This window comes from Pseudoalteromonas sp. G5_S1_14_S5 (assembly GCF_054968605.1).
Genome location: NZ_JBQKUM010000024.1, coordinates 18,781 through 33,320, shown reverse-complemented (window position 1 = coordinate 33,320; position 14,540 = coordinate 18,781). Strand labels below are relative to the sequence as shown.

Annotated in this window: 11 protein-coding genes; 6 read left to right on the top strand and 5 right to left on the bottom strand. The window is 43.0% G+C overall.

Annotation, left to right across the window (positions count from 1 at the left end; all coding sequences use genetic code 11):
* Positions 1-31 precede the first annotated feature (31 nt).
* Positions 32-478: a heme NO-binding domain-containing protein gene (locus tag ACTRWI_RS09310; RefSeq protein ID WP_499130758.1), complete on the bottom strand. Its 447-nt coding sequence runs from the start codon at positions 476-478 to the stop codon at positions 32-34.
* A 254-nt stretch (positions 479-732) separates the two neighbouring features.
* On the opposite strand from ACTRWI_RS09310, the gene ACTRWI_RS09305 reads away from it, so the two are divergent.
* From ACTRWI_RS09305 to ACTRWI_RS09295, 3 genes are all read left to right on the top strand, one after another.
* Positions 733-1,332: a CoA pyrophosphatase gene (locus ACTRWI_RS09305; protein WP_499130756.1), complete on the top strand. Its 600-nt coding sequence runs from the start codon at positions 733-735 to the stop codon at positions 1,330-1,332.
* Between the two features lie 308 nt (positions 1,333-1,640).
* A complete protein-coding gene (locus ACTRWI_RS09300; RefSeq protein WP_499130754.1) occupies positions 1,641-2,894 on the top strand; it encodes an aromatic amino acid transport family protein in 1,254 nt (417 codons plus the stop codon).
* Positions 2,895-3,015: 121 nt separating this feature from the next.
* Positions 3,016-4,377: an L-serine ammonia-lyase gene (locus ACTRWI_RS09295; RefSeq protein ID WP_499130753.1), complete on the top strand. Its 1,362-nt coding sequence runs from the start codon at positions 3,016-3,018 to the stop codon at positions 4,375-4,377.
* Between the two features lie 104 nt (positions 4,378-4,481).
* On the opposite strand, the gene ACTRWI_RS09290 is transcribed toward ACTRWI_RS09295, so the two are convergent.
* Positions 4,482-5,636 carry an amino acid permease gene (locus ACTRWI_RS09290; protein ID WP_499130751.1) on the bottom strand — a complete coding sequence of 385 codons (1,155 nt, stop codon included), beginning with the start codon at positions 5,634-5,636 and terminating at the stop codon, positions 4,482-4,484.
* Between the two features lie 722 nt (positions 5,637-6,358).
* Here ACTRWI_RS09290 and ACTRWI_RS09285 point away from each other — a divergent pair.
* Positions 6,359-7,981: a methyl-accepting chemotaxis protein gene (locus tag ACTRWI_RS09285; RefSeq protein ID WP_499130750.1), complete on the top strand. Its 1,623-nt coding sequence runs from the start codon at positions 6,359-6,361 to the stop codon at positions 7,979-7,981.
* A gap of 108 nt (positions 7,982-8,089) precedes the next feature.
* On the opposite strand, the gene ACTRWI_RS09280 is transcribed toward ACTRWI_RS09285, so the two are convergent.
* On the bottom strand, positions 8,090-9,580 hold the full coding sequence (locus ACTRWI_RS09280; protein WP_499130749.1) for a SulP family inorganic anion transporter: 1,491 nt from the start codon (positions 9,578-9,580) through the stop codon (positions 8,090-8,092).
* A 615-nt stretch (positions 9,581-10,195) separates the two neighbouring features.
* Here ACTRWI_RS09280 and asnS point away from each other — a divergent pair.
* Positions 10,196-11,596: an asparagine--tRNA ligase gene (gene asnS / locus ACTRWI_RS09275; RefSeq protein ID WP_499130747.1), complete on the top strand. Its 1,401-nt coding sequence runs from the start codon at positions 10,196-10,198 to the stop codon at positions 11,594-11,596.
* A gap of 127 nt (positions 11,597-11,723) precedes the next feature.
* Here the strand turns inward: asnS and ACTRWI_RS09270 are convergent, their stop codons facing one another.
* The gene (locus tag ACTRWI_RS09270; RefSeq protein WP_004741584.1) at positions 11,724-11,930 is read right to left on the bottom strand and encodes a hypothetical protein; all 207 of its coding nucleotides are present in this window, start codon (positions 11,928-11,930) and stop codon (positions 11,724-11,726) included.
* A gap of 138 nt (positions 11,931-12,068) precedes the next feature.
* On the bottom strand, positions 12,069-13,469 hold the full coding sequence (locus ACTRWI_RS09265) for an aminotransferase-like domain-containing protein (RefSeq protein WP_499130745.1): 1,401 nt from the start codon (positions 13,467-13,469) through the stop codon (positions 12,069-12,071).
* Between the two features lie 219 nt (positions 13,470-13,688).
* On the opposite strand from ACTRWI_RS09265, the gene ACTRWI_RS09260 reads away from it, so the two are divergent.
* Positions 13,689-13,988, top strand: coding sequence for a hypothetical protein (locus tag ACTRWI_RS09260; RefSeq protein WP_004741582.1), 300 nt, complete (start codon positions 13,689-13,691; stop codon positions 13,986-13,988).
* Positions 13,989-14,540: the final 552 nt, after the last annotated feature.

Genomic DNA, 14,540 nt, shown 5'->3' with positions numbered 1-14,540 from the left:
CCGTAATCGATTCTCCATGGTGTTCTGCACATCATTCAATTAGCCCTAAACAGACATGCGACATGCATCGTGCGCTTTTATAATCGAAAACTAGTTCAGCTTCCGTCGTAGTGATAAAACTAAACTTAGGTGGCTCAGCATCTGGGTAAAGCTTTTTCACTTCAACGTGAATGTATCGCTCAACGTGCTGGATAAATTGAAAGGTAGTGTTGCTGTTTGTGAGACTGGCTTTGTCAGGTAGCGAAGCTAGTAAGTTCTTAAACACAGATTGCCCGAACAGGCGCTGTAAAGTAGCGGCATCGATGTCCGTTTTTTTGCTCAAGTTAATAATAAGCTTAACCAAGGCCTTGTGATCATAACTGCCAACAGAGGTGTAAATACCCTTGTCTTCAGACATCTCTAGCACTTCTTCCAATAGCCCTAGTCCAAATTTATCTTCAACAATCTCCAAAAATTCGGTGAATATGATTCCTTTCATCTCAAACCTTATCTTTAGTTTATCTTTAGAGTGGTCTACTAAGTCTTTGCTATCAAATTCTTAATCAAAAAGTAGGGATTCTTAGCTTATTTTACGACATTGATAACGGATGCTCACTTCAAATATAGCAAAAACCAACAATATTGAGTGCTCTAGCTCACCGATAACCTATATCGTACTTACCTCTTAGATTGGCATTACACGAAAGGTTGAGTCTATACTTAAAACAATATTAATCAATATATTGGCAATCTATGAACCGAGATAACTTCCTACAACAGTTTCAACTAAACCCACCTGTTGGCTATCACCCGGAGTCCTTTGATCGCGTTTCACATATTAGTGGTGAGGAATTGCGAAAAGCGGCAGTGGTAGTTGGTTTAGTAGAAAGGGAAGGTGGTTTACACGTCATTTTTACTAAAAGAGCAGCCCATTTAAAACATCACCCAGGACAAGTGAGCTTTCCCGGAGGCAAACATGAGCTCTCCGACCCATCTATGCAATTCACTGCACTTAGAGAGCTGCATGAAGAGGTGGGAATTCGATCGGATCAGGTTAAAATTGTTGGGCAATTACCTTCCTTGAGTACTATTAGTAAATTTTCTGTTACGCCGATTGTCGCATTAGTCGATCCCGACTATAAACCTATCATTGATCAGAACGAAGTCGCTTCCATCTTTGAGGTTCCGGCCACCTATGTCTTAGACCAAGCAAAATTGCACAGCCACACTGTCAACTTCAAGAAAATCAAACATCGTGTTTTCGCGATGCCCTTCGAAGAGCACCTTATATGGGGCCTCACAGCACAAATCATCCAATCCCTGCAGCAGCATGTACTGCAACAAACTACATAGCAACTACGTTTTGTTTAACCTTTATTAACAAACAACACGCTTCGTATGGAACAGTTTTATTAATGCAATTTTACGCAATCGTTTACTTGATATAATTCTGTACAAGCGCCCCTTTCGGATAAGAAAAACTAATACCAGACATGAGCATAAATCACATGTAGCACGCCATTTTCGTGATCAAAAATCCGTTTTTCGCATATCATGTAACACGCCGTTTCATTACATGATTTAGATCTATTTTTTGCCGACGAAAATTCTGCAAAATTAGCCTCACTTATTTCCTGTTCCCAAAAAATGAGTAATTTAACATGAACACAACAACTTCTTCGGCAAATGCCATAAAAGACTCGAGCAAGTTTAACTATAAAGATTTTACCTGGTGTTTATCACTATTCGGTACAGCAGTTGGTGCTGGTGTACTATTCCTTCCAATTAAAGCTGGTGCGGGTGGTTTTTGGCCATTAGTTATCCTAGCTCTTATTGCTGCACCAATGACTTGGTTCGCACACAAATCTCTAGCACGTTTCGTACTGTCTGCAAAAAGCCCTGAAGCTGACATTACAGATACAGTAGAAGAACACTTCGGTAAGACTGGCGCAAACCTTATTACTTTCGCTTACTTTTTCGCTATCTACCCAATCGTTCTAATTTACGGTGTTGGTATCACGAACACTGTTGATTCTTTCCTAGTAAACCAAATGGGTATGGAATCTATTCCTCGTCCTCTTCTTTCTGGTGCTCTTATCCTTGCAATGACAGCGGGTGTTGTATTCGGCAAAGATCTAATGTTGAAAGCAACTTCAGCAATGGTTTACCCACTAGTATTCATCCTACTAGCACTGTCTTTCTACCTAGTTCCTGATTGGAACACTTCAATGATGGAAGTAACACCTGAATGGTCAACAATGCCTTCTGTTATCTGGCTTGCAATTCCAATCATCGTGTTCTCTTTCAACCACAGCCCAATCATCTCTCAGTTCTCTAAAGAGCAACGTCGTGTATACGGTGAAAACGCAGTTAAGAAAACTGACGCTATCACTGGCGGCGCAGCAATGATGCTAATGGGTTTTGTAATGTTTTTCGTATTCTCTGTTGTACTTTCTCTATCTCCAGAGCAACTAGCGAATGCACAAGCACAGAACATCTCTGTACTTTCTTACCTAGCTAACGTTCACGAGTCTCCGCTTATCTCTTACATGGGTCCTCTAGTAGCGTTCGCAGCAATCACTTCTAGCTACTTCGGTCACTTCCTAGGTGCTCACGAAGGTCTTGTTGGTCTAATCAAGTCTCGCTCTGGTTCTTCAGTAAGCACTATCGAAAAAGTATCTCTAGCGTTCATCGTTGTGACTACTTGGGTTGTTGCGGTAGTTAACCCAAGCATCCTAGGCATGATTGAAACAATGGGTGCTCCAATGATTGCAGCTATCCTGTTCCTAATGCCTGTTTTCGCGATGAACAAAGTACCAGCAATGGCTAAGTACAAAACTTCAGCACCTGTTCAAATCTTTACAGCTTTATGTGGTCTAGCGGCTATTAGTTCTGTAATCTACGGCGCTCTTTAATCTATAAGCAGTTTTTATAAGATGCCTTTCATCTTATATCGCGAGATTAGACACAAAATATAATGATAATAAATGAGCCTCCCTACTCCCCTTGGGAGGCTCTCTTTTTGAGGTAATCGCTATGATTAGTGTATTTGATATCTATAAAATCGGTGTTGGTCCATCGAGCTCGCACACAGTTGGACCAATGAAAGCGGGTAAAGAATTTATTGATGACCTACGTTCAATGGGAAAATTGCGCGACATCACTAAAATCACCGTGGACGTATATGGATCACTATCACTGACAGGGAAAGGTCACCACACAGATATCGCAATCATCATGGGTCTTGCTGGCAATACTCCTGAGCGTGTTGATATCGATTCTATCCCGGGCTTTATTGCTCGCGTAGAAGAAACTGAACGCCTTCCTGTTGGCATGCACTGTCACACAGTTTCGTTCCCTCGCGATGGTGGTATGAACTTCCATACTAGCAACCTTTCTCTACACGAGAACGGTATGAGCATCCACGCGTGGATTGACGACGAAGTTGCATACTCAAAAACTTACTACTCAATTGGTGGTGGTTTCATCGTTGACGAAGAGAACTTCGGCAAAGAAGAAGAGAACCCAATTAAAGCACCTTACGAATTCACAACAGCTGAAGAGCTAGTTAATCAGTGTAAAGAAAGCGGCCTTTCTATCAGCACACTGGTTATGAAAAACCAAGCAGCTTTCCACTCTGACGAAGAGTCTCGTACTTACTTCGCAAACATTTGGAAAACAATGCGTGAGTGTATGGATCGAGGTATGAATACTGAAGGTATCCTGCCTGGTCCACTACGTGTACCTCGCCGTGCTGCTGCACTTCGCCAACAGCTAATGACTTCAGAAAAAACAACAAACGATCCAATGTCTGTTGTTGACTGGGTAAACATGTTTGCTTTCGCAGTAAACGAAGAGAACGCAGCGGGCGGTCGTGTAGTAACGGCTCCAACAAACGGCGCATGTGGCATCATCCCTGCTGTTTTAGCATATTACGACAAGTTCATCCAAACAGTGACAGAGAAAGACTACACTCGTTACTTCGCAGCTTCAGGTGCAATCGGTGGTCTTTACAAGCGAAACGCTTCTATCTCTGGTGCTGAAGTTGGCTGTCAGGGTGAAGTTGGCGTGGCATGTTCTATGGCTGCTGCTGGTCTTGCTGAGCTTATGGGTGGTAGCCCAGAGCAAGTCTGTATGGCTGCGGAAATTGGCATGGAACACAATTTAGGTCTTACATGTGACCCAGTTGCAGGCCAAGTACAAGTACCATGTATCGAACGTAACGGTATTGCTGCAGTGAAATCAATAAACTCTGCTCGTATGGCACTTCGTCGTTCTTCTGCTCCTACTGTTTCTCTAGATAAAGTTATCGAAACAATGCTAGAAACCGGTAAAGACATGAACGCTAAATACCGTGAGACATCTCAAGGTGGTTTGGCTGTTAAGGTTGTTTGTTAATCGATTCTCGCTAACAAACAAGCAATAAAAAAGGAACGCATATGCGTTCCTTTTTTTATGTCTCAATATCATTTACTTCCTGGCACAGCAACTGAAGCGATTGGTTAAATCACTTGCGAGATAAGTAAGAAGCAACCAAACAGTAATGAGAAAAGTAACATTGGCTTGCCACCTTCCGCACTGTATCTATCTTCAGCTACTTTCATAAAGCGTTGCTTGTGAACCATTACCAGAGGAACGAATACCGCCAAGAACACAAGGATGATGCCAGCGTAGTTCAGCACTTGTAAAAACTTATCCGCAGCTAGTAGTGAACCGGCTAGCGGCAGGATAAAACTAATGCAGTAAGTCACCGTCGTATTTTGGTTGAACATGTCTCGGTTTTGGTTGAATAGCGACATGGCCACACCAAAGAACGAAGTCAGTAGAGCCAATCCAGTGAAGATAGATAGCACGGTACCCACCCATGGTGACTGAGCTTCAAATGCAGCCATCAAATCAGATACATTGTGGAAGCTTCTAAACTGCTCTTCACTCAAATTACCTACCACAGCAAACAACCAACATAGGTAGCACACAAGAGGAATAAGAGAACCTACAATTACCATATTGCGAAGCTGCTTATCGGTCGCTTCATGGTTGTAAGAAACCAAAGTTGGAATCACGACCATAAAGCCAAAACTGGTGAACAAGATTGCACTCGTTTTGATTAGGTCAACATGATTGTGACTCGTTACCTGCATTAAGTTATCTTGCATCATGCTTGGTGCTAAAAATGCCATCGTTGCAAACAAGCTTGCCAGCATCACGAAGAACAGTGCACGGTTGAGCTTATCAATTACGCCTGTGCCACTTGCCACAACAGCGCCTGCAATCAAGGTAAAAGTGATTTGGCTCGTTGTTGCAGTAATCTCGACACCGAAGTTATACAGCAACTTACTCAGCAAATCACCCGCGCCTAGGATGTAAGCCATTAACAAGCAAATCAGCAACGCGTAAAGCAGACCATTGGTGATCAGTTGCCCTTTTTTGCCTAGTGTCTTTCTAGCGATAGAGTTTAATCCTAAGCCACCACCCGCTTTGATGGTTGCTTCTAGAAGTAGTAATGCCGCGTAAGTGGTACCGAAACAGATCAGAACCATTAGCATTGTGCCGTAAAGCAATCCGAATTGAGCTAATACCATTGGGATTGCAAGCATACCAGCACCGAGAGCGGTACCAGCGATAATTAGGGAGCTACCCATCATTTTAATATTCATTGTCTTTAACTTATTTAGTTTTTAATAGGTGTAGTTCTCTGTCATCAACCAAGATGCAAAGAAAATTCGAAAGAAGTTAAGCTTTAAAACGAATATCGATAGGAGCGATAAGCGGAGTTAAATCGCGAAAAGGCAGTAGAAAACGAGTAGTACAAGCGAGAGTATAGAGAGGTGTGATCAGATGAAGCAGCTATGTTCTGATGTGGTGACCCTTCTGTGGGTTCGATGATCGGTGATGTAATCTTGAATTTCATGTATGTGTCCAATATCAATAAGTCACATTCCATATTATTTAAAGCAGCGTATCCGTTGCCGCCCTTCCTCTATCATTAGAGGTCACTTCATATTATCGAATGAACTCTGAAACACAACGCTATAACCACATTTTTTGTTATTAAATTGAACAAAACAAGCATTTGGACATTAATTAACCATCAATACACAATAATCATTATAAACATAAGACCTGTTAACTAGTATAACTTGAGCATCCAAAATAGTACTTTTAGGTGCTATAGCTGCACGTACTTACTATGCGAACTATCAAAACTGGCTCCTCGCTCTTTAGGTTGTCCAATTGGGCGCCCATTAGCATACAAACTCGCTACATCACAGAAACAAAACCACAACCGGAGTGTGGTCACACTATTCGATATACCCCATAGGTGGTAAAGACTCTTGCCAGTACAGTAGTCTCGTCATCAAAATTAATAAAAACACCTATGCGCTCAACAATAACCTTCAAGATCCTGGTTGCTCTTGCCATTGTATTTACTTTTTTACTGGCAATATCCACCTACTTTCAATACACCCAACAAAAACAACTGGTTAATTCCGTCCTAAGTGAACAGCTTCACGATAAAGCGAGCAACTATTTCGATAGCCTGAATATGATGATGCTGACAGGCACCATGGCACAGAAAGAAACGCTTCGTCAGAAAGCATTAGCGCAAGAAGGCATTGAAGACGTTAGAGTATTACGTGCCGAAGCAGTAAGTAAGTTGTATGGTCCAGGAAATGACAATCAAACGCCTGTTGATGAGATTGATAAAAGAGCCTTGTCAGGCGAAACGGTCATCGAGCCATTTTCTGCTGACTGGGGTAAAGGCTTAGTGATAGCTCTACCAATGAAGTCGAGTGAGAATTATCGTGGTACCAATTGTGTCGCGTGTCATATGGCGCCAGAGGGCGAAGTATTGGGCGCAATACGACTGGATTACAATCTGAGTCATGTTAATTCGCTGATTAACACTCAAACTATGGCTGCGATCGGTATCATGGCAGTGATCTCCTTTGCTGGCTTTGTGCTGACGATGGGGCTGATTCGTAATATCATTGTACGCCCACTTCAGCAAACCTCGCGCTTTATGACTCAAGTCAGCAGCGATAAAAACCTTTCGAACCGCTTGCCAGAACAGAGCCAAGATGAAATTGGCACTTTAGCCAAATCAATCAACTCATTCATGGGAACCGTCTCAAACAGCTTGGAACAAGTACAAGATACTTCTCATAAGCTGAACGCGTCCGCCAATCAACTGACAAGCGTCGCACAAATTACTGAACAAGCCGCTAGCGACCAACAAAATGAAACGGCGGAAGTTCAAAGGAACATTGAAGGAATACAAGCTCAGCAGGTCAATGTAGAACAAGCGACATTAACCGCATCTGACCTCATCAATCACACTTCGGATGTGGCATGTAAAAGTGCGGACCAAGCCCATGATGCAAGTAGCGAGATAAAGAACCTTGTTAGTAGTATCGAAGAGGTGAAACACAAGATCACCACACTCAATGAGCAGACTGGCGAAGTGTCTTCGATATTGAGTGTGATTCGAGGCATTGCCGATCAAACCAACCTTTTGGCACTCAATGCGGCGATAGAAGCAGCAAGAGCGGGTGAACAAGGCCGAGGGTTTGCTGTCGTTGCTGACGAGGTCCGCCATCTCGCCTCTCGAACCGCAGAAGCGACGCGAAATATCGAATCGATCATCAACCAATTCCAACAAGGCAGCGAAGAATCTTTAACCTCAGCTGACCGTGTATGTGAACAAGCGCACCGAAGCTCAAGTGACATCGACGCACTCGCTGCTGAGATGAATGGTGTTGTCGAAGAGATGAAACAGGTGCTTTCCCATGCGCAGAATATTCAGCAACAGACACAATCCACCACCCATGCAACCAAAGATGTTCAGCAGAAAGTCGAAGCCATCACTTCACATGCTAATGACACATCATTATCGGCAGGTGAGACGCGTAATATCAGTAATGACTTAGAAGAGCTGTCTGATCACCTAGAATCCCTGATTAATCAGTTCACCTTGTCTTGTACAAAAGAAAAATCCTAAACCAATTACAACACCTAACAGCGACACAACAAAAAAGCGCTCAATCATGAGCGCTTCACTTTCTACTTTGCCACTATTAAGGCTTTGAACTCTGAGTTCAAACAGCCGCTAGTGCGTAATCGACACGGCTGATAAGTCTTTATGCTTATGGTACATCGCATGTTTGTAAATGAGCTTTGCGCTGACCTCATCCATACCAAAGACCTCAACATAAGCGCCTTTCTTACGAAACTTAAACACCACCTTATCGAGCGCTTCGACTGAGGTGTTATCCAAGAAGGAAGCTTCAGAAACATCGATTGTGACCAACGACGTCGCCTTGTCGTAATCGAACAAATCAACAAAGGCATCGGAAGAAGCAAAGAACACATGCCCCTTAACTCTATGCATTGTATGCAGTTGATTGGTCACGACCTCATCAGAGATAAAGACCATAGCCTTACTCGCGTGTGTATAAAATAGGGCCGAAAGTACTACGCCAACCGCAACACCAATCGCAAGGTTATGAGTAAAGACAACCACAACAACCGTCGCTAGCATCGTGACATTTGTCGGTAAAGTATGGTCTTTAAGTTCGACGATAGAACGCCAAGAGAAAGTACCGATTGATACCATAATCATCACAGAAACTAACGCCGCCATTGGAATCAACTTTAACCAATCAGAAGCGAACACCACCATCAGTAAAAGAAGTACGCCTGCGATCATGCTGGATAGCCTAGTTAAACCACCCGATTTAATATTGATGATTGACTGACCTATCATGGCGCAACCTGCCATACCACCAAACAGTGACGCAACAATGTTCGCAACACCCTGTCCTTTGCACTCATTATTCTTATTGCTTTCTGTATCCGTCAGATCATCAACAATGGTCGCGGTCATCAAGGACTCCAAGATGCCAACAACAGACAAAGCGATGGAATATGGAAGTATGATTTCGAAGGTTTCTAATGAGAATGGAATATTAGGAATTAAGAAAGTTGGGAGTGAGTCAGGAAGTTTTCCCATGTCACCAATGGTTCTCACTTCTAAGCCAAACATCAAACTGACAATTGTGAGCACGATAATAGCCACCAAAGGTGACGGTATCGCGGTGCCCAATTTTCGTAAGTAAGGCAACAAATAGATAATCGCTAGCCCCAAAACAACCAACAGATAAACGCTTGTAGGTACGTTAATCAGTTCAGGTAATTGAGCCATAAAGATCAAAATAGCAAGCGCGTTTACAAATCCGGTAATCACGGATTTCGACACGAAGTTCATCAAATTACCTAGCTTCAAATAACCTGCAATAATCTGAATCACACCAGCTAAAAAGGATGCTGCTAGTAGATAATCAAGCCCGTGCTCTTTAACTAATGTGACCATCAACAGCGCCATTGCACCTGTCGCACCAGATATCATCCCCGGTCGGCTGCCCACTAAGGCGGTGACAACACAGATACAAAATGAAGCGTACAAACCAACCTTAGGGTCGACGCCTGCAATAATGGAAAATGCGATAGCTTCAGGGATCAATGCAAGTGCAACCACAATCCCAGATAATGAATCTCCTTTGATATTTGATAACCAGTGTGTTTTTAAATAATTAAGCATGTAATTCTCTTTTACTTATACAGCCAGTCCTGCCTTGTTCAGACATCATGTGATCGGCTGTTTTTCATGAATGAGCGAGCGCTCGAAAAGTGCGGGTGTAGAGAGAATGCAGTGGCTAAGGCGGCGTAATTAACACGTGAATATTAAACTCCTCTGGTAACTCTTTAGATTGCAGCGACATGAGTTCGTGCTAAACAAAGAAGGTGAATGGTCTCCTGATAAGAGAAGCTGCGACAATATAGTGTGAGGTTCGATGCAATCACACAATCATTATTGGAAACAAAGATTGCGACGGTTCAGTCAATATAGGCCACGCGCAAGGTGAGTCGAGCTAAAGAAAAGTTAACAAATAACAACAGCCAAAGTTAAACCCACGGCCAGATCGAACAAAAAACCAACCCTTTGTGAGTTTTATAGCGGACATACAAAATATTTCTTTCGACAAGCAAGAATAAAGGTTGAAGCTCTCTGTATGACAGGTAATATGTTCCATTGATTTAAAAAGTTTATACAACTCAATGTTTCGATTGTTTTTTGTTCAAAACTTAGCGAGCTATAGACAATCACTTGCAAACATTGCGTTGAATTTGTCCCTCAATGGAGAATTAAACCAACATGACTTACGCGCCTGTAAAAGACGTACTTGGCGGCAAGCTAGCGGTAGACAGTGAAGTAACTGTTCGCGGCTGGATCCGTTCACGTCGTGATTCCAAAGCTGGAATCTCTTTCCTTGCCATTTATGACGGCTCTTGTTTCGACCCGATTCAGGCCGTGGTCCCTAATAATCTTAATAATTACGAAAACGAAGTACTAAAGTTAACTACTGGCTGCTCTGTTGAAGTAACAGGTAAGATTGTTGAATCTCCAGCGAAAGGTCAAGATTTTGAGCTTGCTGCAACTGACGTTAAAGTTGTTGGTTGGGTTGAAGACGCAGAAACATACCCAATGGCGAAAACTCGTCACTCTATCGAATACCTTCGTGAAGTAGCTCACCTACGTCCACGTACAAACGTAATCGGTGCAGTAGCGCGTGTTCGTAACTGTCTATCTCAAGCGATTCACCGCTTCTACCATGAGCAAGGTTTCTTCTGGGTATCTGCTCCGCTAATCACGGCTTCTGATGCTGAAGGTGCTGGTGAAATGTTCCGCGTTTCTACGCTAGACATGGAAAACCTACCTCGTACAGACAAAGGCGCTGTTGATTACAACGAAGATTTCTTCGGTAAAGAAACATTCCTAACAGTATCTGGCCAACTAAACGGTGAAGCTTACGCTTGTGCACTAAGCAAAGTTTACACGTTTGGTCCTACTTTCCGTGCTGAAAACTCAAACACAAGCCGCCACCTGGCTGAATTCTGGATGGTTGAACCTGAAGTAGCTTTCGCGGATCTAGAAGATATCGCTAAACTATCTGAAGACATGCTTAAGTTTGTATTCAAAGCCGTACTAGAAGAGTGTCGTGACGACCTTGAGTTCTTCGCTCAACGTATCGACAAAGAAGCAATTACTCGTCTAGAGCAGTTCGTAACTTCTGACTTCGCACAAGTAGACTACACTGACGCAATCCAGATCCTTCTAGATTCAGGTCGTGAGTTCGAATTCCCAGTTGAATGGGGTATCGATATGTCTTCTGAACACGAGCGTTACCTAGCTGAAGAACACTTCAAAGCGCCTGTAATTGTTAAGAACTACCCGAAAGACATCAAAGCATTCTACATGCGTGCTAACGATGACGGTAAGACTGTAGCGGCGATGGACGTACTAGCTCCTGGTATCGGCGAAATCATCGGTGGTTCTCAGCGTGAAGAGCGTCTAGACATTCTAGATGAGCGCATGCGTGAAGTAGGTATCGACCCAGAGCACATGAACTGGTACCGCGACCTACGTAAATACGGCACAGTGCCTCACTCTGGCTTCGGTCTAGGTTTCGAGCGTCTTGTATCTTACGTAACTGGCATGGGCAACGTACGTGACGTTATCCCATTCCCACGTACTCCTCGCTCTGCGAACTTCTAATTCCGCGTTAAACTCGAATTAAAAGAAAGAAAACAAAAACCTCCGCAATTGCGGAGGTTCTTTTATGTTCAAAACAGAACGAGAACGTTATTAGGAGTCATGCCAAACTAGCTCCTTGATAGGTGCGCTAATCAACGTCCTGATTACTTGCATACTTTATCGCGAGACCACAAATCGCCATCATTACAAATGGAATCGCAGCGGTGGTGTATTCCGCCCAAGCCATATCAGCGAATGCTTTTGCCAATAATACATGGCCAAGAATAAGTAGAAGGGCACACACAATCGCGACGACAATCAGCTTCACTTCATTTCCCATAGTCATTTTCAACATAACGGTATCTTCAATATTTGGTCTAACGTTATTGAATCACAACTAATCAGCAAATTAGGCGTACAGTTTCCCCATAATAAAACCGTACAGTTAGCATAATGTTATTTTTTATGAGTCAGTTAGCGTTTATATCCGCGCTTAATGCACCAACTGATGGGCGAGTTTGCCGAGCAATACGAGGGCATGCTCTCTCTCTTGAGTGAGTTCGTAGGAGAAGTTCAGACGAATTGCATTGTCAGCCCTCCCCTGCTCGCTAAACAAATCACCCGATGCGACACTAATCCCCTGTGCAATCGCAAGTTGATGAAGTTGCTGGCTGTCGAAGCCAGAATTGAAACGGATCCAGATAAAGTAACCACCTGCAGGCTCTTCAATTTTGATAGAGTGTGGAAAGTACTGCTTAATAATTTCTATAAAACGCACTTTTCGCTCCAAAAGGCTCTTACGCAACTTACGTAGATGATTATCATAGCTTTCATGAGTTAAGAAGTGTGCGACACCAAGCTGTACTGGCGCGCTACTAGAGAGCGTGGAAAGCAATTGCAGCTTCTGAATCGCATCATTGAAGCAAGCATTCACCACCCATCCTACTCGATAGCCTGGGCAGAGGCTTTTTGAATAGGAACCACACAGTAAAACCGAATCCGTTTTATCAAACGCCTTCAAAGGCTTAGGTTTATTTCCTTCATGGTAAAGGTCACCGTACACGTCATCTTCAATAGTATAGGTATTGTGTTGCTCTGCTATCTCGACTACTCGGCGTTTAGCTTCATCCGTTAAACTTGTGCCTGTCGGATTTTGAAAAGTCGCCATCAGCCAACATGCTTTCACATTATTGTTCTTCAGTACGCTTTCAAACTGTTTAATATCCAATCCCTTGACTGGGCAAACATCCACTTCGATAGGCTTGAGCCCCAGCCTCTCTACGGCTTGCAAAGCGCCATAAAATGCCGGCGATTCAATCACAACATAATCGCCAGATTGAGTTACGGTTTGTAGGCTCAAGTTCAATGCCTCCATCGCACCTGAAGTAATCACAATATCTTGATGGTTAACGCTGATACCTTGTTGTAAGTAGCGCTGTGCGATCTGCCTTCTTAATGACTCACTGCCTGGCGGCAAATTATTAATCACGCTTGCACCCGTCATTTTTCTTCCGGCGCTGGCTAGGTTTCGAGTTAAGCTGGGTAAAGGGAAAAGATCTGGGTCAGGAAAAGCGGAGCCAAAAGGAACTATACCCTCAGCAGAACTGGATTTTAGAAAGTCGAATAGGCGATCGTTAATTGCCTTCTTCTCTCGTGCTACTGGCGACTGATAATCTACACCGTCGACTTTAGGAGCAACAAAGAAGCCTGACTGAGGCTTAGCAATGATCCAACCTTCGCTTTCTAACAACTGATAAGCTTGTAGCACAGTACTATTACTGACGTTGTAATTACGACAGCTCATTCGCACAGAGGGGATCTTCTCTCCTGAACGCCATGTGTTATTAGCGATCTGAGTTCGAATATCCTTTGCAAGCTCTTCATAACGCGCCATCTAATTGTACTACCTAGATAAATTCCTGTGGACGGGTGATCTTATCATTAACGTGATCAACTATTGCTTCTATCCATACGATTGCACCTAATTTCTATAATTGTGTGAATTGCTTCACAGATAACTTTGTAAGCTTTGCTAAGTTTGTATCCAAGGTAAGAGCTAAAGTCGCTTTACGCCTCAATAATTTGATGTAACCCAAAAACATGCGAGATAACAATGAAAAAAATAGAAGCAGATCAGTTAAGTTATAAAGGCGAGTCAAACGGTGTTCATAGTTGGACAACACCGAGTGGCCAGCCATACTACTGGCATCCAGATTGGCTCCATATTGCTGAAGATGCGACAGGCTCACATCCAAAGCAGAAGCTAGATGTAGACCAAGATCAAGCACCTACTGAAAAGCACGCGGTATCTGCAATTCTTAAGCACATCAACCAATGGGCAGCAGACAAACTGGCGTCACACCCAGAAATTGAAACAGGCTCAATTGAAGCTGAAATCAATCTTAAAAAGTAGTCAGCTTTTTATAATCGTTGGGTCGCGTTGCAGCTAGTCTTTTCAATCCTCATCGCAACCTCATCGACTTAATAGCCTCGTGACTCAACCGAGGCTATTCAAACCTCTTCACAATAATGCTGTAATATTCCCCACCTAGCTAACAAAAATTCAACACCAACCACTTTCTTGTATCAATCCGCAAAAGCTATCGATAGAATTTCCTTTGTCGGGTCGCTTAATGGCCTTAGCCGCTGTTTATGACGCATTAATATCTAAACGCGTTTATAAACCGGCATTTACACATTAACAAGCCAAAGCGATCATTTTAGAAGGTGAAGGTTCTCATTTCGATCCGCAAGTTGTTCAAGCCTTTTTAGCCGTAGAAGACCTTTTTGCTAAAATCGCAGCCACTTACAAAGATGGGAAAAACGCAGAAAACGAACTCGAGAGAGAAAGCCTTATTGCTTCCACTGCATAATCTTTTCAAAAACCACTAACTTCTTGCACCCTGTAGGTTAATCCGTAGGGTGTTTTGTTATCAAATACCCTCTTTAGTCAATAAATCTGATT

Bases quoted from the DNA above. Each gene is read 5' to 3' on its own strand.
- ACTRWI_RS09310 (WP_499130758.1), bottom strand. From the start codon at position 478: ATGAAAGGAATCATATTCACCGAATTTTTGGAGATTGTTGAAGATAAA.
- ACTRWI_RS09305 (WP_499130756.1), top strand. From the start codon at position 733: ATGAACCGAGATAACTTCCTACAACAGTTTCAACTAAACCCACCTGTT.
- ACTRWI_RS09300 (WP_499130754.1), top strand. From the start codon at position 1,641: ATGAACACAACAACTTCTTCGGCAAATGCCATAAAAGACTCGAGCAAG.
- ACTRWI_RS09295 (WP_499130753.1), top strand. From the start codon at position 3,016: ATGATTAGTGTATTTGATATCTATAAAATCGGTGTTGGTCCATCGAGC.
- ACTRWI_RS09290 (WP_499130751.1), bottom strand. From the start codon at position 5,636: ATGAATATTAAAATGATGGGTAGCTCCCTAATTATCGCTGGTACCGCT.
- ACTRWI_RS09285 (WP_499130750.1), top strand. From the start codon at position 6,359: ATGCGCTCAACAATAACCTTCAAGATCCTGGTTGCTCTTGCCATTGTA.
- ACTRWI_RS09280 (WP_499130749.1), bottom strand. From the start codon at position 9,580: ATGCTTAATTATTTAAAAACACACTGGTTATCAAATATCAAAGGAGAT.
- asnS (WP_499130747.1), top strand. From the start codon at position 10,196: ATGACTTACGCGCCTGTAAAAGACGTACTTGGCGGCAAGCTAGCGGTA.
- ACTRWI_RS09270 (WP_004741584.1), bottom strand. From the start codon at position 11,930: ATGTTGAAAATGACTATGGGAAATGAAGTGAAGCTGATTGTCGTCGCG.
- ACTRWI_RS09265 (WP_499130745.1), bottom strand. From the start codon at position 13,469: ATGGCGCGTTATGAAGAGCTTGCAAAGGATATTCGAACTCAGATCGCT.
- ACTRWI_RS09260 (WP_004741582.1), top strand. From the start codon at position 13,689: ATGAAAAAAATAGAAGCAGATCAGTTAAGTTATAAAGGCGAGTCAAAC.